The sequence below is a fragment of the Gimesia chilikensis genome, assembly GCF_008329715.1.
Classification (GTDB): domain Bacteria; phylum Planctomycetota; class Planctomycetia; order Planctomycetales; family Planctomycetaceae; genus Gimesia; species Gimesia chilikensis.
The window spans coordinates 121,213-139,692 of the sequence record NZ_VTSR01000002.1 but is presented as its reverse complement, the minus strand read 5'-3'; the positions used below and the strand labels follow the sequence as shown (position 1 = coordinate 139,692).

Below are 18,480 nucleotides of genomic sequence, written 5' to 3'. Positions count from 1 at the left end.
CGCACCACGCCTGTATTACCTGCCCTGAAAGGACCGTGTGACATGAAAGCTGTTTCCGCCCTGGCTCTGGTCTTCAGTCTGCTGCCCACCCTGGCCTGTGGACAAACCGATTCAAAAAAGTCTGAATACTTCAATCAGAATGTGGCCGACTCGAATCCGCTCCGTAACGAACAGGCGCGGGAACTGGATGCCTATATTCAGAAGATGGCTGCCGACCAGAGTCGATTCAAGAAACTGTTTCGGCCTGACTATTCATCGGCGGACGCGTTTGCAAAGTCCGCAGAGGCTTACCGCGGTGCGTTCTGTCAGAGTATCGGGTATCCTCCACCGGGCAAGCGTCCCGATTTAAAAGCTTCCTACAAACAGATCGGCGAGGACAGTATCGGCGTCTACTACCGGGCCATGTTCCCGATTTTGCCGGGCGTGCATTCCGAGGGAATCTTCATTCTCCCCAAATCCCTCAAAGAGAAAGCCCCGCTGATTATCTCCATGCACGGCGGTGGCGGATCGCCTGAAGTTGCGTTATTTAACGGTGGTGCAAACTACAATGACATGGTCCGCGGCGCGGTGAAACGAGGCTATATTGTTTATGCCCCACAGCACTTGTTCCGTGCCGACGAATTTCCCAAAGATATCCGCCGCCAGATTGACGACCGCATGCGGCTCATCGGCACCAGTATCACCGCTGTCGAGATTGCCAAGATCACCTATGCCATTGATGAACTCATTAAACGTCCCGAAGTGGACGCCAGCCGGATTGGGATGGTTGGTTTGTCCTACGGCGGCTATTACGCCCTTGTGACTCCTGCCGTCGATCCACGAATTAAGGTGGCGGTCTCCAGCTGTTACTTTGGAGTTCAGGAGGGCCGCTATGAGGAAGAGGAACTTTCGGTCCCTCCTGACTTTCGCTTCATGGATCGCATGACGCTCTTCAATGATGCCGACCTGGTCGCGCTGATCTGTCCCCGTGCATTACAGATACAGGCAGGTGCAACCGATCGGCCCTCGCATCGCGAGAAAGGTAAGCAACTGGCGCCCCGGGCCAAAGCTTATTATGAGCAGCTCAACCTGCAGGATCGTTTCGAGCATGTCATTTTCGAAGGGGGACACGAATTTAACGATGCCTCGGCCTGGACGTTTGTGGAAAAACATCTGTAAGGCCACATAACAGAATCTGAATTCGCGGTTGAACCTGTTCATAAATCGGGACAGCACGGTGTTGATTTCTTAACAGGGTGAGAGTGCAGTTTCTCACGCGCCCCAGACTGTTAAAAACGGTTTCCGGCCGTTAAGATAGGGCTCCACATCTTCAGAACCCTAAAGGCAAAACAGGATGGCCGCAAAAAAGAAACCGAAGAATCAACACGAGCGCACCCGTGTGGATCATGCCACGGAAAAAGCAGAAGACTATGTGGAGGCCATCGCGGAAGTCATTGAAGAGCAGGGTGTCTGCCGGGTCAAAGATCTGGCAGAACACTTTGCCGTCAGTCACGTCACTGTGAACCGTACCGTGAGTCGTCTGCAGCGGGATGGCTATGTCACCACGGAACCTTACAGCCCCGTCGAACTGACGAGTAAGGGGACGAAGCTCGCGAAAGACTCGCGACATCGCCACGAAATCGTCTTCAGTTTCCTGGTCGCACTCGGCGTCAGTGAAGAGACAGCAGCCACCGACACCGAAGGGATCGAGCACCATGTCAGCCCGGAGACCCTGGCACTGATGGAAAAATACATCGCCGGTACTCAGGATTGAGCTTCCCGTTTAAGCTATTCCTCTGAGCCCTCGGGTTCGGGTAATGCCTCGCTGTTGATAACACACTGGTAAAACTTCTGGCGTTTCAGCAAGCGATCGAGCGCGGGAACATTCATCTCCCCGGTGGTCTCGAAGGTAATCTCTTTTTTCGCTTCATCAACCTGAAATGTTGTGAGATCAATCCAGGTAAATCCATCCAGGGCAGACCGGGCACTGCGGACGATATTCGTTTTACCTGCATACAGTCCGTACTGAATCGTCACTTTCAGGTGTTTCCCTTTTGCCAGCTGGCCGGCAGGTTGCAACATGGATGAACCCTGGCCCTTGTCTGCAGCTGAACCCGCGACAATACCGATGCCTTTCGGATGAGCCTGACTTTTCCCTTGCGGAGGCAGGGAATTGAGGTAACTCAATTGCAGATTCAATCTAGTCAGACTATGGATTACGTTATTCTTCTCCCATCTGTCATCTAATCCGATTCGCATTCTGACACTGAGAGTTCCCTTGTCAAAATCCATCTGGAGCGAGCCGGGGATGTATCGGGGTAAATCAGCCAGTTCCGTTTCTACTTTGGCACGTACCCGTTCTGGTCTGAATTGAGCTGCTTTCTCATTGTGATTGGTAAAATTGAAGAACATGGTCTTCTCCGATGATTCCGGATCGTACTGCACTTCATGAACGGCGACGAATTCATCGGCAACTTTATAATCAAACAGCGTGATCGCATTAATCATTTTTGCGAGATCGGGTGGCGGAATCTGGTCGAGCTGGATCGCAATCAGCATCTCTTGCGGATTGCCTTCAGCAGAATCAGCGATATATCCATCAATTTCACCAGCCAAATAATGATTCAAATCATCGTAATCCTGAGCCAGCTTTGCCTTCACCTCGTCTGGATGAAGGTCACTGAAATAGACGGTTCCCACACCATCCGCCTCGATAACCCGCAGTACAACGAGTCGCATCGGCCTTCCCGGCGTGCGGAATGGCGGCTCAGGGGGACCGGTTTTGATGGGTTGATCCGAAAGGATGAGATCATTAAAAAAATTCTGATTTAATCGCCGCGCCAGATTTGCTTCCGGTTCATGATCAAACTGAAAGGTAACCGTTTCATTAACCAGATCTACCCTCAGAGAGCCCGGTACATAACCGAAAATGTCATCTGCCAGGGCAATATACAGTCCGCTGATGATCTTGTCTCTGAACATGTCATAATTATCTCTCCGGAAATATTGTAAACTGTCAGGTTTTTTGTACTTCTTGATCTTATAGGTCAGCTGTGTTGGCTGAATCTTTTCAGGCGTTCTCAATTGGCGAACGTTATTGATCATCAGATTCAGTTTGACTGGAATCGAGGGAATACTGTTGATCTCCATATATAATGCAACAGACGGACATCTCTTCATACGCATGGTCATGACATGATATTCAAGATCAAGTTTCACACTATCAGCAATGTAGTCGGGATACTTCTGAGACAGTTGATGATTCAGCAACTGAGATAAGACACTCTCCCCTGCTACCGGATTGGCCGCGATCTGTTTTGAAATCGATTCGTCGATTTCCTCAATCACATATTTAACTTCATAATCCACGCCTTCCTCATCTGCCTCTTCCTCGGGAAGCTCGAGTGCCACCACTTTGGCAGTCTCCGCGATTTGTACTTTGATCGACGCATTTTTATTGATGCTGTCGGCGATCTGTCTGGCGGCGCGCGGGTCTGCCTGCAGACTGAGTAGATTCCGGGAGAGATCAACCTGAGTCGATCTCGGGATAAAGGTCAGCACATCTGACTTTTTCAGTTGAGTGTCGACGACCTGAGCAGTGCTTCTTGAAAGCATATCCAGCATTCGCGCCTTATTCTGACGTGAGTTCTTGATCGAGTTGGTGATCGTAGAGTCGAGCTTGATAATTTCAAAAACCAAGAGGTGCGTCGCAGCCGCCTGCGCGGGAGTGAGAGAAGGATCGACAGTCACGGACTGATCCGCCTCTGGGATGGCAGAAGTCGAAGTAGTTGAGCTGGCAACGGTCATTTGCGGTTTCGCATTCTCTGTCGTTTCCGGTTCAGTTGACTTAGCCTCAGTCGGTTCGGGCGTTAGCGTCTCCGACACTTCCTCTTTATCTGAAGACTGATTGGCAGCTCCGGTCGTTGCCAGTTTAGCAGCGAGATTTTCTGACGAGCCACCGGAGCCTCCCGAGTTGAGGGCAATCAACCCGATGCCTCCCCCGACAATCACCACGATGGCTGCCAGACCGATCCACTTCAGAGAGTCTCCTGAAGACGGATTCCGTTTCGCCGATCGTCCTCGAGGGCGGTTTGCTTTTTCTCGGGGTGGCTGGCTGGCTTCCAGATCATCCTCTTCATCCCAGAGGTCGTCCCAGGCATCCTGTTGCGCAGCCGCCTGCTGCGGCTTCTTTGACTTTGAGGAAGATGATGGGGCGGATATGACAAAAGGAACCTGGCACTTCGGGCAGGCAACTTTTTTCCCCAGGGCTGCTTTGGATTTGGCTTTAAACGTAGCCCCACAATTAGGGCATTCGATCACAGTAGTCTCAGACATCAATAAAACGACCTTTAAGAGTATCAGAATGAGCTCCCGTAAGGCTAAACCCCAGTTCAGCGACAATCAATACTGTTTAGCAGTAAACAAATAAGAATTAACAGGGATTCACAGAAATAAATCTCTGTAACAAAAAATCGGGTTTTACCTGAAATTCACGAGTCAGTCTGAGCCTCAAAAACTTCAAATGGAACCTGGTATTCCCTACTGAAACAGGGCCTCCACTCTGTTAGGATATGAGTGTGTACACATTCACTGGTTCTTAATTCTAATTCCCCTGGGGGTACATTCATGATCCACAGCCTCGGTCGATCTCTGCTGTTTGCCTTCGCTTGCAGCGCGCTGTTTTTCAATTCTCTATCAGCCGTCTCAGCTGAAGAGAGCAGACCCAACGTTCTGTTCCTGATCTGCGACGACCTCAACTGCGATCTGGGCTGCTACGGTCATCCGCAGGTCCAGTCTCCGAATATCGATCAGCTGGCAAAACGGGGTGTTCGCTTTCAGAATGCCTACTGCCAGTTTCCGCTGTGTGGTCCCAGTCGGGCCTCCTTCATGACGGGCATGTACCCCGATCAGACGCTCGTCCATCGCAATGCGATCTACATCCGCGAACACGTCCCCAACGTGAAAACCATTCCGCAGATGTTTCGTGACAACGGTTACTTCGCTACCCGGGTGGGGAAGATCTATCACTACAACGTTCCCAAACATATCGGGACCGGCGGACATGATGACCCTTATTCCTGGAACCAGACCTTCAATCCCCGCGGACGCGATGTGGATGATGAGGATCTGATTTTCACTCTGACCCCCGGTAGTTTTGGAGGCATGCTCAGCTGGCTCGCCGCGGAGGGAACTGACGCAGAACAGACAGACGGCATTGCCGCGGATATCGCCATCGAACAGCTGCAGAAGTTTGCTAAAAGCAAGCAGCCGTTCTTCATGGCGGTCGGTCTCTACCGTCCACACACACCTTATGTCGCTCCCAAGGACTACTTCAAGAAGTATCCCACTGAGCAGATTAAAGTCCCACAGGTTCCCGCAGGCTATCTCGACACGATTCCCAAGCCGGCCCGGCAGTCAGTGAGACGGAAGAAAGTTCAGATAAACCTGCCTGATGATCTGGCCCGCCAGGCAATTCAGGCGTACTACGCTTCCATCACCTTTGCTGATGCACAACTCGGTAAAATTCTGGAAGCACTGAAAGCGAGCGGGCTGGAAGAGAACACGATTGTCGTTTTCACTTCCGATCACGGTTATCATATGGGTGAGCACGGACACTGGCAGAAAACAACGCTGTTTGAGAATGCAACGCATGTGCCGCTGATCATCGCCGGCCCGGGTGTACTTGCCCAGGGGCAGACAGCAGAAGCACCTGCAGAAATGGTCGACTTTTATCCCACGCTGGCAGATCTGACCGGCTTGAAAGCCCCCGCTTCGGCGGCCGGGGTGAGTCAGGTTCCCACTCTGAAAGACGCCTCCGTGGCATCGCGCGATTCGGCATTCACTCAATACGCCAACGGCTACAGCCTGCGGACTCCTCGTTATCGTTATACCGAATGGGGAGAAAAGGGAAAGCTGGGCGTCGAGCTTTACGATCATCAGTCAGATGCTGCAGAAATGAAGAATCTGGCCAGCGATCCAGCGACGGCAGAAGTGCGTGCGAAGCTGGCAAAGCAGCTGCATGCACGCATTGAACAGGCCAACGTGCATCCCAAAGGGGTCACTCAGATCAAGTTCGAAAACCGACGTCGCGTCCCCAAATAATTTCAGAACCGCTCTTGTAATTCCTGCGGGGGTTGTTTTGAATGGAAGAAAGCAATTTGTGAACCTTCCTTCAAAAATCCCCCCAAAGGAATGAGCGATGAATATTTCCCGACGTGCCTTTTCGAAATCACTGCTCCTCGCTGGCCTCGGTTGTGCAGCCGGTCAATGGCCGACCAGCCGTGCTCAGGCGGCAGCTCCCAGTATCGAAGCGGGCACCGGGTTCATTGACGTCCACACGCACATCGGCACCTACACAGACCCGAAGAAGAATCTGTCACCTGAAGCCTTAATCAGCTGGATGGATGAATTCGAAGTCGAGAAAGCCGTGGTGCTGCCTTTGACTTCGCCTGAATCCACGAAGTATCTGCAAACAACCGAATCGGTGCTGGCGGCTGCCAAAGATCACCCCGATCGTCTGATTCCCTTCTGCTCGGTCGACCCTCGCACGACGCACGCCGGCTCAGTCAAAGCGCTCACCGGTATGATCCAGGGCTGGGTCGATCAGGGAGCCAAAGGCTTCGGGGAACACAAAGTCGGTCTGAATTTCGATGATCCATTGATGATGCGCGTTTACGAAGCCTGCCAGGAAGTCGGTATTCCGCTGCTGTTCCATATCGATAATATTCGCGGCAAAGATGTTCCCGGTCTGAAGCGACTTGAGAACGCACTGAAGACATTTCCCGAACTGAACTTCATCGGCCATGGTCCCGGCTGGTGGGCATCGATTTCCGGCGGGCTCGATCAGAAATCACTGGGCGGCTACCCGAAATCGAAAGTTGAGCCAGGTGGTGCGATTGATGATCTGATGAGCCGCTACCCCAACATCTACGGAGATCTCTCCGCGGGTTCGGGAGCCAACTCAATTTCTCGTGATATGGAATTCGGAACGGAATTCCTGATCCGACGTCAGGACCGAATCATGTTCGGCACCGATTACCTCGCTCCCGGACAGCATGTTCCCCAGTTCGAACTGTTCGAAAAACTGGTTCTGCCCGACGAGGTCCGCAGCAAGATCTGCCGTGAAAACGCAATCAAGCTGTTAAAACTTTCCTGAAATCAGGCCCTCAGCCACCACGTTTTATGCCGAATACACTGATTAGAGCAAGAAGAATGTATACACACGGACACACAGCGGGCGAATCTGGAGATTAATGCGGAATTTCGCGCTGTTCTTTCCGATCATATTTGTGTATGCTGATCATTAAAGAACCTTCATATTCCTGCCAGCGCGACTCACCACACAGGGTATGAGATAAAAGCTGTTTTTTTATTTACCACACCAGTTTTTATCTAATCCTAATTAATAATCGAATCCTCGATTTTGAAATGGGAGAATTCGGATGTCCCAGTCAGACTTCAACCCAGAAAATACACACGGAAGACACCATCAGAGCGGCAGCAGTTTTGCCAGTTTCGCTCCCGGTTCAGACCTGATTCGCAGTGGCAGCCGTCGCTGGTTCCTGCAGACAGGCATGGCTGGTCTCGCTGGTTTGTCACTTCCGGAGCTGTTACGACAAAAGGCACAGGCCGCTCCCCAGGCACAAATCAGCCAAAAGTACCAGGCCAAGTCGGTGATTATGATCTGGCTGTCCGGCGGTCCCAGTCAGCTTGATACCTGGGATTTGAAACCACAGGCCCCGAAAGAAATTCGTGGTCCCTTCAATCCGATTCAGACTTCAGTCAGCGGCATTGAAATTTGCGAGCACCTGCCCAAGCAGGCAGCAATGATGGACAAGTTCGCCATCATTCGCTCGATGGATGCCACGGCCAGCAATCACACACCCACTACCTTCCAGGCAGCGAATCCCAAATCACGTCGAACCAACGACAACCGTGACGGGGGCGGCTATCCTTCCATGGGTTCGGTCGCAGCAAAATTCCGTGGCCCCAACGTTCCAGGGATGCCCGGTTTCGTCGCGCTGGCCGACAGCATGGCAGCCGACATCTACGGTGCAGGGCATCTGGGACATCGCTATGAACCATTAGACGGCGTCAAAGCAGCCGGTAAGTTCGGCATGCCGGATGGCGTCACATCTTCCCGCCTCACCGACCGTGATGCACTCCGCCGTCAGTTTGACCAGATGCGAAAACATGCTGACATGTCATCCGACCTGGCCCTGCAGGACCGTTACGTACAGGAAGCATACGACATGGTTCTGTCGGGAAATGTTGCCCGCGCATTCGACCTTAATAAAGAACCGCAGAAGATCCGTGACAAGTACGGTGACAGCTCTTTCGGTCGCAAATCACTGCTGGCCCGCCGTCTCGTTGAAGCGGGTGTCACCTTCATCACCATGAGTGATGCCTGGGGACACTGGGATCATCACGGTGACGAAGTCAAGTGGGGCGGAATCACCAAAGGTCTGAAACCGATGCTTCCCTCGTTCGATCATGGCGTGACGACGCTCATCAGCGATCTGGAAGAACGCGGCCTGCTCGATTCAACCCTGGTCCTCGTTCTGGGTGAATTCGGTCGTGGGCCGGTCATCACCAAAACCGATGGACGTGGTCACTGGACTCCCGTCATGTCGATGCTGGCTGCTGGTGCGGGTGTGCCCGGCGGTCAGGTGATTGGTGCTACCGATCGTCGTGGTGGTGAAATCGCCGAACGACGTCTGGGGCCAGGCGATCTGGGTGCCACCGTGTTCAGCAAGCTGGGCATCGATCCTTACGGACACTGGATCAAACCGGGAGGACGTCCCACGCCACTGGTCGAAGGCCCTGCTGGTCCAATCGCCGAACTCGGTTAAACCGCGATTCACTTTTGAGAAGCAGCCGCAGTCGGATAACGGGCCTGCATGTCCTGCAGCATCTGTTGCAGCTGCATTCCCAGTTGCGCAGCCTGCTCCGGCTGGCTGGCGCTTAAATCATGCTGCTCACCCGGATCGCTGCTTAGATCATACAGCTCGCGTTTTCCCGTTTCATAAAACTGCAACAGCTTCCAGTCTCCACTGCGAATCGCAGAGACGGGTCGGGTTTTGCTTACCGCGAAATCATTGACGCCGATCGTCTCTTTGGCTGTTTCATACCCTTTTTCCGGATGATAATACGGAAAATGCCAGGTCAGCGGTCGCGTCTGCCATGCGGCTGCTTTCCCCTCCAGCAGCGGGACCAGGCTTTGACCATCGAGCGTCAGCGAGTCACAGTTTCCCCCTGCGACTTCACAAAAAGTAGGAAACAGATCGGTCCCGCTGACCGGTACTTCGCACACGCTGTCCGCTTTCACATGCCCGGGCCAGCGGGCTAGTAGGGGCACACGGATCCCCGCTTCATACAGGTTCCACTTACTTCCCCGCAGAGGGCCATTGGCGGCATACTCGGGATGCCCGCCGTTGTCGGACGTAAAGACGATCAGGGTGGAATCGCGCAGACCCTGTTGATCCAGCGCGTCCAGCACCTGTCCCACATAGGTATCGAGGGTTTCAATAAACGCACCATAGTGCGTGCGAAGTTTTTGATTTCCCGGACCGGCTGCAGCGCGGCCCCGATACTTTTCTATCAGCCAGTCGGTGGGTGCTTTGACCGGAGTATGCACATGGAAATAAGAGAGATATAGAAAGAACGGCTGCCTGCGTTTCTGTTGCAGGAAGCGGATGGCATTCTCTGTAACTGCATCAGGGGGAAACTCGTCCTTTTTAAAGTCTCCTGGTTTCCAGGCAAACTTTTTGGCGTAGGGATGACTGCCGAAGGTTTCGACAGCCTTTTGAAATCCCTGCTGACGTGGACCGTGTGTCGGACTCCAGCCCAGGTAACGTTGATAATGCTCATTCACGTGCCACTTCCCGAAGAAGCCGGTCTCGTAATCGGCCTGCTGCAGCATCTCGCCGAGTGTGACTTCTTTCAAAGGCAGGTCCTGCGTGTAAGCGGGGGGCTGCATCAGGCGGGTGGGCGGTTGCACGCCGGCCGGTTTTGTGACGAATTCAAAATGCAGCCTCGCAGGTGTCTTTCCGGTTAGAATTGAGGCCCGTGAAGCAGAGCAGATTGGCGCCGGAGAATACGCATTCGTGAACTTCATACCCTGTTTCGCCAACTGATCAAGGTGGGGTGTATCAGCGAGCTGTCCTCCATAACAGTGCAGATCGCGCCAGCCCAGATCGTCGGCCAGAATAAAGACGATGTTCGGCGGCGTCTCTGCTGCCGAAAGGGAAAGCGAACAACAACAGAGCATCAGGAAGATGAGCGCGCGACACATCGGTGAACCTCAGATTTGAAGAGCAAAGCTTATTTGATTTCAAACCCGAGTGTAACGAATTCCCCTACCGTGTTCGAGCCTGTCTGCTGTTGAGAGAGATCGACGGCGAAAGGCTGCTGCAGGCTGTTGCCCGCGAGATCTTCCAGCACAGAACCGATCACCAGCCGATAGCGGCCCGGCTGCCAGGGTTTTTCCGGGGTCCACTTCCAGACCGATTCGTGATCCGCCAGTTCGATCTTGCCGGGCACCGGTTTTCCACTGATCGTCTGAATGCGAAGCTGACTGTGCAGCAGGGCGTAATCCAGTGATTCCCCCAGTTCACAAATCAATGGCGCTCGTGCTCCGGAGGTCGGAACTTTCAGTTGCCATGACTCCGGTTTTGGCTGACGTTCATCCATGGCGACCGCTGAGAATGTTTTTTTAACTTCCTGTCCCAGTGCATGCCCCGTGAGTGCCGACCACTTCGGGTTGATCCGTAATTCATACTCCTGTCCGGCATTCAAGATCGCCCCCAGTTCGACATTCAGATTCACGCCCGTCTTCTGGCGACCGGGATGAAACCAGAGTGTCAGTTGTTTTCCATCAGGAGACCAGAGCTCAGTATGTCGAAACGGTCGGGGGACCAGTTGCTGCTGAGTTTTGTTATAGAGTGAGAAGTAATCGAAGATGTCGCCCTGCTGCATCGGTTCCGAAAACTGAATATAAAACTTCAAATGATTGGCGGGAAGCTCTTTGCCCGAAGGATAGATCGATAGCACCCGCGGCGGTTTTGTTTCGGGCAGGGGAATGGCGTATGTTTTCTGCAGACGCTGTTCTCCCTCTTTCCCAGCCAGTTGTAACGCACGCGCGTCAAAGAATGCCTGATAGCGACCGCCTCTCACGAGCGGAAATGCAGGCTGAAAGGTGAGCCGCTGATCTTGCAGTTCATAGCGTCCCAGCATGGGGGGCAGCTCTTGAGTAGATTTGTTTTCCCGCTTCAGCGACAGGACCTGCTGGTACTGTTCCTCGGAGGCATCACGGAGCGTTGTCCAGAGTCGGGAATCTGCTGCTGTCACGACCACGCGACACTGCCGCGGGTCCTGTTTGTCTGCTTCAAAGCTGAGTTGAAACAGACGGTCATCGGGTGTGCCGGTTGCCTGCGCAGGGGCGACCAGACTGAAAGCAGTCACCAAAAACAGCGTGACTGAGATTAGTTTTCCAGCTGGGACTGATAACGACATCACAACACCATTCCAGCAGAGGTGAGCGGAACGGCGTTAGTCGCCGGTAATCTCGAAAACACGCGGTTCTCCGATACCGGTGGCCAGCACCATGCCGCTCATTTGTTTCGTGAATAAAAACAGGCTCTTTCCCGTTGATTTAAAAACCGGAAAGAGCCCGAAGATCAACAACCAAACTGGTTATGGCAGCTCGGCAATTTCCAGATCAAGGTGTCCGTCGTTGTCACGCAGCACAACGATTTCCTTTTTCTGCAGCTTGTCGATGTGCACGGCACCAGAGAGCTGATCGACGATTTCAATGCCGTTGGGCCCCTGTTTCTGTTTCACATCGCGGCGAGCCGCTTCCTCATTGATGTCCTCTGCTTCGAGGTAATCCATGTTGACTCGAACGCCCCACCATTTACTGGGGCCGTACATGCTCTTCTTCCAGTGGAAGCGGAAGGTGTTCGTCAACAGCCATTCCTTGCCGTTACTTTCGTAAGTCAGCATGTCCAGCGGACGGTTACCCGATCCGAGTTCGACGACACTGGTTCCTTTGACCTTGCTGCCGGACTGCAGTTCATCCAGGGGGAACTTGGCAATCGGTGTGCAGGCGAACGCACCTACAATATAGTTCTTACCTTTATTCGAATAAGGTACGAACGACTGAATCGGGGCCTTGGTTTCCCAGCGACGATGAGCCACGTGATAAGTTTCGGCACTGAAGATTTTGGCCGAGGTGCCATGCGTCAGTGGCAGCGGGATCGAGTAAATTTTGTTGGCGAACTCTTCGTTCGACTGTGCTGCTGCCAGCAGACGATCACTGGCCAGTGCGACGCCGGTGATGTTGCGAATTTTGGATTTTTCTCCACCGGGAAGTGAGACCTGGATATAGTCGACATTCGACAGATCGAAGTTCTTCACCTTCCCCTGCGCGTCAATCACCAGAATCGCCGGTTGATTATCGGTCGTGCGTTTGACGGAGAGATAGACTTTGCCGCTCTGTGAATTGACGGCCATGTCGGCAATGTCGATCTGAGCGGGTTCGACGCCCAGGCTGGCCGCTACGGCGACATCAATCTGGGGCACTTTTTTCTCCAGCTTCTGTAGAGGTCCCGCATCGTGAGTATCAATAACTGTAATTGTCGCTTTCGCAGGGTCCGCCACCACCAGCAATCCGCCGGGTCCGAATGTAATTTTTCCCACCGATTTCAAACCGGGATTTCCGGTCTGCACATCCTTGAGATACTTACTCGCCGCATCTTTGCTCACGCCGGCCTGAAGCATCGGTCCACTGGAGAGCAGCAACATCAGTGTAACCACACTGAGGCCCGCTTTCATGATTTGCGATCTGATCATCAAACTGATTCCTGAAAAAAGTCACTCGAAATAGTGGGGCTCCTCATCCCTTCCAACGAAATTCAATCGTAATTTCTGAGAATTGAGAGTCAACAACTTTGTAACAGGAAACAGTGTTTATAGCGATTCTTCACATCGGACCGCTCAGGCAGCCCAGTCAAGCAGAACCAGCCGAAACAGGAATCGTCGGGGTTAGTGCTTGACAGAACCGACATATAAACTGTTATAATTATGTTCCTTCCTGAGTTCTGGACGCGCGCAGAACGGGAGTGACTACCAGCTTGAGTCATACGGACAATCAGACCCGATTGTCATCCTCCATCAACGCCTGCCTCTAATCGCGAGAAACCTTCAGCAATGGTCGTTTCCCGTCGTACCATCACCGGCCTGCTGTGCAACTGTCTGATTGTCTGCCTGCACTTCACCACCGTCAGTCACGCTGCAGACTCCCCCGCTGAACAAAAATCCGTTGTTTACGAAGACAGCGTCCTGCCGATCTTTCAGAAACACTGCATCAAATGCCACAGTGAGAAAAACCGCAAAGCGGAATTCGATCTGAGCTCAACCGCCGGCCTGCTCAAGGGAGGCGAATCAGGAGCAGGGCTCGTCGCGGGGCAACCGGAAGAGAGTCTGCTCTATGATTATCTGCACGAAGAGCTGATGCCCCCGGAAGGTGAGATGCCCCTTTCGAAAGCCGAAATCGAAACCGTACGCCTGTGGATCAGAGGCGGACTCAAGTTCAAAGCAGCGCCCCAGTCTGTCGCGGAAACCCAAATCTCGCAGCACGATGTGATTCCGATCCTCTATCGCCGTTGTGTGATGTGCCACGGCCCGGAGTACCAGGAAGGGGGACTCGACCTGCGAACCAAGGCAGCGATGCTGACCGGCGGAAACGCGGGACCTGCGGTCATCACAGGTCAGCCCGACGAAAGCCCGTTGGTCAAATATATTGTAAAGAAGACCTGCCCCCCCAAAGCGGAAATCAGCCGCGCCGGAATCGAACCGATGCCCGCCGCGGAACTGGAAACGGTGAAAACCTGGATCACCGAAGGCCTGCATGAAGATGACAACAGCGAACCGTTTCGCCTCGACCAGGACCCACTGGTCACAACCGAGGATCGTCAGTTCTGGTCATTCCAGCCTCCCCAGCAGGTCACTCCGCCCGCAGTCAAACATCAGACACTGGTGAAAAATCCGATCGATGCCTTCCTGCTCCGCAAACTGGAAGCAGCTGACCTCTCCTATGCCCCCGAGGCAGACAAGCGGACTTTGATCCGCCGCGCAACCTATGCCTTAACAGGACTGCCTCCCACACAAGCTGAAGTACAGGCATTTCTCGCGGATGAAAGTGCGGACGCCTATGAAAAACTGGTCGATCGTCTGCTCGATTCTCCCCGTTATGGCGAGAAGTGGGGGCAGTTCTGGCTCGACCTGGCCGGCTACGCGGATTCCGAAGGAAAACGGAGTGCCGACCTGATCCGCAAATACGCGTATCGCTACCGGGATTATGTGATTCAGTCTTTTGGTGAAGACAAGCCTTACGATGTCTTCCTCACCGAACAACTGGCCGGCGATGAACTGGTCGATCATCAACACGCCGCCGAAGTCACTCCCGAACTGATTGAAAAGCTGGTGGCGACCGGCTTTCTAAGAATGGCGCCCGATGGGACCTCAGCCAACCCGGTGAATCGTGTGACTGACCGTCTGGAGGTCATCTCGGATGAACTCGACGTACTGTACCGCAGTGTGCTGGGCCTGACGATGAATTGTGCCCGCTGTCACAGTCATAAATACGATCCGATTCCGCAGCGCGACTATTATCGTTCCATGGCAATCTTTAAGGGAGCCTACGACGAGTACGACTGGATGACACCACAGCCTTTCAGCAATCAATGGAAACGGGCCCGCAGTCGTCTGTTGACCCTGGTCCCCAAGGAAGAACAGGCCGCCATCGATCAGCATAATGCTCCGATCGAAGCCCAAATTGCAGACGTCGAATCGAAACTCAAAGACAAGAAACTGGACAAGGCGGAAAAGAAGAAGCTCGACAAACAGCTCAAGGACCTGAAAGCCTCTCTCAAAACCCCGGAAATGATCCGGGCCCTCTGGGACCGGGGGCGTCCTTCGCCGACCTATATCTATCGCCGTGGCGACGAGATGCAGCCCACCCGTCCTGTGGAACCGGGGCCGCCGTCCGCGATCGCTGAGGGCATCTCGCCTTATCGCATTGATCCTTCGTTACAGACCGAAGAGAAAACCGGACGCAGACTGGCGTTTGCCCGCTGGTTGACGCAGCCCGACCATCCGCTGACTTCCCGGGTGATTGTGAATCGCATCTGGCACAAACATTTTGGTACCGGTCTGGTGAAGAGTATCGACAACTTTGGCGCCCTGGGCACACCTCCCAGCCATCCCGAACTGCTGGACTGGCTGGCGGTTGAATTCGTGCAACAGGGCTGGCAGTTCAAAAAACTGCATCGCCTGATCATGACCTCGCGTGCCTACCGTCAGTCATCTTCAGTCACGCCGGAACTGGAGAAACTGGATCCGGAAAACGAACTGCTTTCCCGTATGTCACTCAGACGACTCGAAGCAGAGGAACTGCGCGACGCTCTGATCTTCACTGCCGGCGAACTCGACGAGACGAAATATGGTCAGCCGGTCGCTGTGGAAGTCCGGAAAGATGGACTGGTCACCGCGAAGCGGAGTGAGGACGGCTGGCGACGCAGCGTTTATGTCCGTCACCGCCGAAAAGAAATGCCGACCTTCCTGGAAGTGTTCGACCTGCCCCAAATGAACCCGAACTGCACCGAACGTAAAATTTCCAACGTCGTTTCCCAGCCCCTGCTGCTGGTCAATAATAATATGGTACACGAACTGGCGGTCTACTTTGCTAATCGAGTCCGGAAGCAGGCGGGAGACGATCCCGCTCAACAGATTAAGCTGGCTTACCAGTTGGCCTACCAGCGTCCCCCTGCTGAGACAGAACTCGCGCTGGCCCTCGACTCGCTGAAGTTACTGAATCCGCCTGCAAAAAATGATTCCCAACAGGATTCCCGTCCTGCTGATGGATTTACTGAATACTGCCACGTGTTGCTCAACTCCGCCGAATTTCTTTACATCGACTGAGAAGTCATGACCGTTCCCCCGCTACAAAATGAACTGCTGACTGAACTTTCCCGTCGTCGCTTTTTTGATCGCATGACAGACGGTCTGTGTGGCGTTGCGCTGTCTTCTCTGTTGGGGCAGCAGGCCTTCGGAGCAGATACACATCGCGCTCAGAATCTTCCAGAGAACCTGCAGCCGCGTCGTCCGCATTTCACTCCCCGCGCCACGTCAGTCATTCATCTCTGTATGCAGGGAGGCCCCAGCCAGGTTGACTTGTTCGATCCCAAGCCCGCCTTGAAGAAATATCACGGACAGACCGCTCCCCGCGAACTTACCGGCAACGCAGTATTCGAAACCGACCGCACCGGGAAACTGATGCAGAGCCCGTTTGAATTCAAGCGGCACGGCAAGTCGGGAGCCTGGGTTTCCAATGCGCTGCCGAACATTGCGCAGGAAGTGGACGAGATGACGATTGTCCGCTCAATGTATAACGTGCATCCCAACCACGAACCGGCCATTTATAAAATGCAGTCCGGCCAGACGTTTCCCGGGCATCCGGTGCTCGGCTCGTGGGTTACCTACGGGTTGGGGAATGAAAATCAGAATCTACCCGCTTACGTGGTACTCGCTGATCCCACCAATCGACTGCCTGTCAACAACGTGGATAACTGGATGTCGGGTTACCTTTCGCCCCTCTACCAGGGAACGCGAATGAAATCGACGGGCTCTCCGCTATTGAACCTGGCTCCCGATTACGCTCACGCCGAGCAGGTCAGTCGCAACAAGCAACAGCTGCTCAAACAACTCGACCGCATGCATCAGAAACAACGCCCCGGTCAACAGGAGCTGGAAGCCCGCATTCAGAATTATGAGATGGCTGCCAATATGCAGCTCGAAGCGACCGAGACACTCGACCTGGCACAGGAGACGCAGGAAACCCTGGCCATGTATGGCATCGATCAGCAAGAGACCGAAAGTTTCGGCAGACGCTGCCTGCTGGCCCGACGGCTGGTAGAGAAGGGAGTTCGCTTCGTTCAGCTTTATACCCGGACACAACTCTGGGACAACCACTCCAAGATTGCAAATTCCTTGCAGAGTGCCTGTGGCCAGACCGACCTGCCTGTCGCGGGACTGCTCAAAGACCTGCGTCAGCGGGGACTGCTCGATTCGACGCTGGTCCTCTGGGGTGGTGAGTTCGGACGTCTGCCGACGGCCCAGATCACCAACAACGCCCAGATGAAACTCGCCGGCCGCGATCATGGTCCCTACGGTTTCTCTGCCTGGATGGCGGGGGGCGGAGTCAAACGGGGGCTGGTTTATGGCAGCACCGATGAAGTCGGCTACGCTTCCGTAGAAAACCGCGTCAGCATCCAGGACTGGCACGCGACGATTCTGCACCTGTTGGGCATGGATCATGAAAGACTGGTCTACCAGCGCAACGGCCTGGGCGAACGGCTGACGCATCAGTTCGAAACGAATGTCGTCCACGATATCATCGCCTGACCGCATCGCTGAATTTCATCTGCTCTTCTTGAGATCTTCACTGGGGCCCGCTAGCATGAGTCCTGGCCTTTATTCTGGAGTCTCAACTGATGAAATTTGTATGCGCCCTGCTGTTCACTCTCAATCTGCTGACGGTACTTCCTGCTGAGGAACATTCCTTTTTAAACAACGGGGTCACCGCCCACCGCGGCAATTCCGTTGCCTGGCCGGAAAATACCATCCCCGCCTTTGAAAGTGGAATCTTAGCGGGTGCAGACTGGCTGGAACTCGACATTTTTCTCACGAGGGACGGCAAGCTGGTTGTCACACATGACAAGACCACGAAGCGGGTGGGTGATCAGAACCGGGACGTGGCCGATTCCACATATGCAGAATTGAAAACGATTGACGTCGCTACCGACTTCCGACGCAGAAAGCAGCTGACCAAAACAGAATGCCCACCCCAACAGATGCCGTTGCTCGAAGAAGTACTGCTGCTCGTCAAGCAACAGCACAAAACACGTGTTTCGCTGCAGCCTAAGGCCGACTGTGTTAAAGAGGCGGTCGCGCTGGTCAAACGTCTGAAGATGGAACCCTGGGTCGGTTTTAATGACGGGAACCTGAATTTTATGACCCAGGTCAAACAACTGGCTCCCGAGATCCCCGTCTTCTGGGATCGTGGTGCGGATTCGGATATCGCAGCCGACATCAAGATTGCCAGGCAACACGGCTTTGAAGCCCTGGTCCTACATTACAGCGGGATTACAACTGAAAAGGTCCAGCAGATTAAAGCCGCAGGCCTCGAGCCGGGTGCCTGGACTGTCAACGATCCCGATTTAATGCAGCAACTGCTCCAGCAGGGCGTCGAACGCATTTATACCGACGATCCCAGCCTGCTGTTGGGATTGAAAAATCAGTAACTCCTGCCTCTGAAACAAGTTCACCTCGCACTCTCTTCTCATTATGTGAACTTTCCACACTTTCTCCTTGCACTCCCGTATGAACTGTGAAACAATCACAGTTCAGTTTGATTTTTTGATGTTCCGTCATGGGAGAGTG

At 53.7% G+C, this 18,480-nt stretch carries 12 protein-coding genes; 8 read left to right on the top strand and 4 right to left on the bottom strand.

The genetic code is table 11. The features are described from left to right. Window positions 1-42 precede the first annotated feature (42 nt). Window positions 43-1,158 carry an alpha/beta hydrolase family protein gene (locus FYZ48_RS02810; protein WP_149337324.1) on the top strand — a complete coding sequence of 372 codons (1,116 nt, stop codon included), beginning with the start codon at window positions 43-45 and terminating at the stop codon, window positions 1,156-1,158. A 175-nt stretch (window positions 1,159-1,333) separates the two neighbouring features. After that, window positions 1,334-1,753, top strand: a complete 420-nt coding sequence (mntR, locus tag FYZ48_RS02805; RefSeq protein ID WP_149337322.1) for a manganese-binding transcriptional regulator MntR — start codon at window positions 1,334-1,336, stop codon at window positions 1,751-1,753. Window positions 1,754-1,767: 14 nt separating this feature from the next. Here the strand turns inward: mntR and FYZ48_RS02800 are convergent, their stop codons facing one another. Further along, window positions 1,768-4,314, bottom strand: a complete 2,547-nt coding sequence (locus tag FYZ48_RS02800; RefSeq protein ID WP_149337320.1) for a hypothetical protein — start codon at window positions 4,312-4,314, stop codon at window positions 1,768-1,770. 291 nt (window positions 4,315-4,605) lie between these two features. On the opposite strand from FYZ48_RS02800, the gene FYZ48_RS02795 reads away from it, so the two are divergent. The 3 genes from FYZ48_RS02795 (at window position 4,606) to FYZ48_RS02785 (ending at window position 8,831) form a co-directional block, all read left to right on the top strand. Then, a complete protein-coding gene (locus FYZ48_RS02795; RefSeq protein ID WP_149337318.1) occupies window positions 4,606-6,081 on the top strand; it encodes a sulfatase in 1,476 nt (491 codons plus the stop codon). Window positions 6,082-6,178: 97 nt separating this feature from the next. Then, window positions 6,179-7,135 (top strand): amidohydrolase family protein, encoded by a 957-nt coding sequence (locus FYZ48_RS02790; RefSeq protein WP_145190668.1) that lies wholly within the window; start codon window positions 6,179-6,181, stop codon window positions 7,133-7,135. A 286-nt stretch (window positions 7,136-7,421) separates the two neighbouring features. Beyond that, window positions 7,422-8,831: a DUF1501 domain-containing protein gene (locus FYZ48_RS02785; RefSeq protein ID WP_149337315.1), complete on the top strand. Its 1,410-nt coding sequence runs from the start codon at window positions 7,422-7,424 to the stop codon at window positions 8,829-8,831. An 8-nt stretch (window positions 8,832-8,839) separates the two neighbouring features. On the opposite strand, the gene FYZ48_RS02780 is transcribed toward FYZ48_RS02785, so the two are convergent. The 3 genes from FYZ48_RS02780 to FYZ48_RS02770 form a co-directional block, all read right to left on the bottom strand. Further along, window positions 8,840-10,273, bottom strand: a complete 1,434-nt coding sequence (locus FYZ48_RS02780) for a sulfatase (RefSeq protein WP_149337313.1) — start codon at window positions 10,271-10,273, stop codon at window positions 8,840-8,842. A gap of 29 nt (window positions 10,274-10,302) precedes the next feature. Further along, window positions 10,303-11,493 (bottom strand): hypothetical protein, encoded by a 1,191-nt coding sequence (locus FYZ48_RS02775; protein ID WP_149337311.1) that lies wholly within the window; start codon window positions 11,491-11,493, stop codon window positions 10,303-10,305. A gap of 180 nt (window positions 11,494-11,673) precedes the next feature. Further along, entirely contained in the window at window positions 11,674-12,831 is a 1,158-nt protein-coding gene (locus FYZ48_RS02770) for a hypothetical protein (protein WP_149337309.1), read from the bottom strand. A 357-nt stretch (window positions 12,832-13,188) separates the two neighbouring features. Here FYZ48_RS02770 and FYZ48_RS02765 point away from each other — a divergent pair, with 357 nt between their 5' ends. The 3 genes from FYZ48_RS02765 (at window position 13,189) to FYZ48_RS02755 (ending at window position 18,341) form a co-directional block, all read left to right on the top strand. After that, complete coding sequence (locus FYZ48_RS02765; RefSeq protein ID WP_149337307.1) at window positions 13,189-15,960, top strand: PSD1 and planctomycete cytochrome C domain-containing protein; 2,772 nt, start codon at window positions 13,189-13,191, stop codon at window positions 15,958-15,960. Window positions 15,961-15,966: 6 nt separating this feature from the next. Further along, window positions 15,967-17,442 carry a DUF1501 domain-containing protein gene (locus tag FYZ48_RS02760; protein WP_149337304.1) on the top strand — a complete coding sequence of 492 codons (1,476 nt, stop codon included), beginning with the start codon at window positions 15,967-15,969 and terminating at the stop codon, window positions 17,440-17,442. Between the two features lie 89 nt (window positions 17,443-17,531). Continuing rightward, window positions 17,532-18,341 carry a glycerophosphodiester phosphodiesterase gene (locus FYZ48_RS02755; protein WP_149337302.1) on the top strand — a complete coding sequence of 270 codons (810 nt, stop codon included), beginning with the start codon at window positions 17,532-17,534 and terminating at the stop codon, window positions 18,339-18,341. The last annotated feature ends 139 nt before the right edge of the window (window positions 18,342-18,480 follow it).

What these genes read in the sequence shown, in the direction of transcription:
- mntR (WP_149337322.1), top strand. Translation starts at nt 1,334, where the DNA reads ATGGCCGCAAAAAAGAAACCGAAGAATCAACACGAGCGCACCCGTGTG.
- FYZ48_RS02785 (WP_149337315.1), top strand. Translation starts at nt 7,422, where the DNA reads ATGTCCCAGTCAGACTTCAACCCAGAAAATACACACGGAAGACACCAT.
- FYZ48_RS02775 (WP_149337311.1), bottom strand. Translation starts at nt 11,493, where the DNA reads ATGTCGTTATCAGTCCCAGCTGGAAAACTAATCTCAGTCACGCTGTTT.
- FYZ48_RS02780 (WP_149337313.1), bottom strand. Translation starts at nt 10,273, where the DNA reads ATGTGTCGCGCGCTCATCTTCCTGATGCTCTGTTGTTGTTCGCTTTCC.
- FYZ48_RS02810 (WP_149337324.1), top strand. Translation starts at nt 43, where the DNA reads ATGAAAGCTGTTTCCGCCCTGGCTCTGGTCTTCAGTCTGCTGCCCACC.
- FYZ48_RS02770 (WP_149337309.1), bottom strand. Translation starts at nt 12,831, where the DNA reads ATGATCAGATCGCAAATCATGAAAGCGGGCCTCAGTGTGGTTACACTG.
- FYZ48_RS02790 (WP_145190668.1), top strand. Translation starts at nt 6,179, where the DNA reads ATGAATATTTCCCGACGTGCCTTTTCGAAATCACTGCTCCTCGCTGGC.
- FYZ48_RS02765 (WP_149337307.1), top strand. Translation starts at nt 13,189, where the DNA reads ATGGTCGTTTCCCGTCGTACCATCACCGGCCTGCTGTGCAACTGTCTG.
- FYZ48_RS02760 (WP_149337304.1), top strand. Translation starts at nt 15,967, where the DNA reads ATGACCGTTCCCCCGCTACAAAATGAACTGCTGACTGAACTTTCCCGT.
- FYZ48_RS02800 (WP_149337320.1), bottom strand. Translation starts at nt 4,314, where the DNA reads ATGTCTGAGACTACTGTGATCGAATGCCCTAATTGTGGGGCTACGTTT.
- FYZ48_RS02755 (WP_149337302.1), top strand. Translation starts at nt 17,532, where the DNA reads ATGAAATTTGTATGCGCCCTGCTGTTCACTCTCAATCTGCTGACGGTA.
- FYZ48_RS02795 (WP_149337318.1), top strand. Translation starts at nt 4,606, where the DNA reads ATGATCCACAGCCTCGGTCGATCTCTGCTGTTTGCCTTCGCTTGCAGC.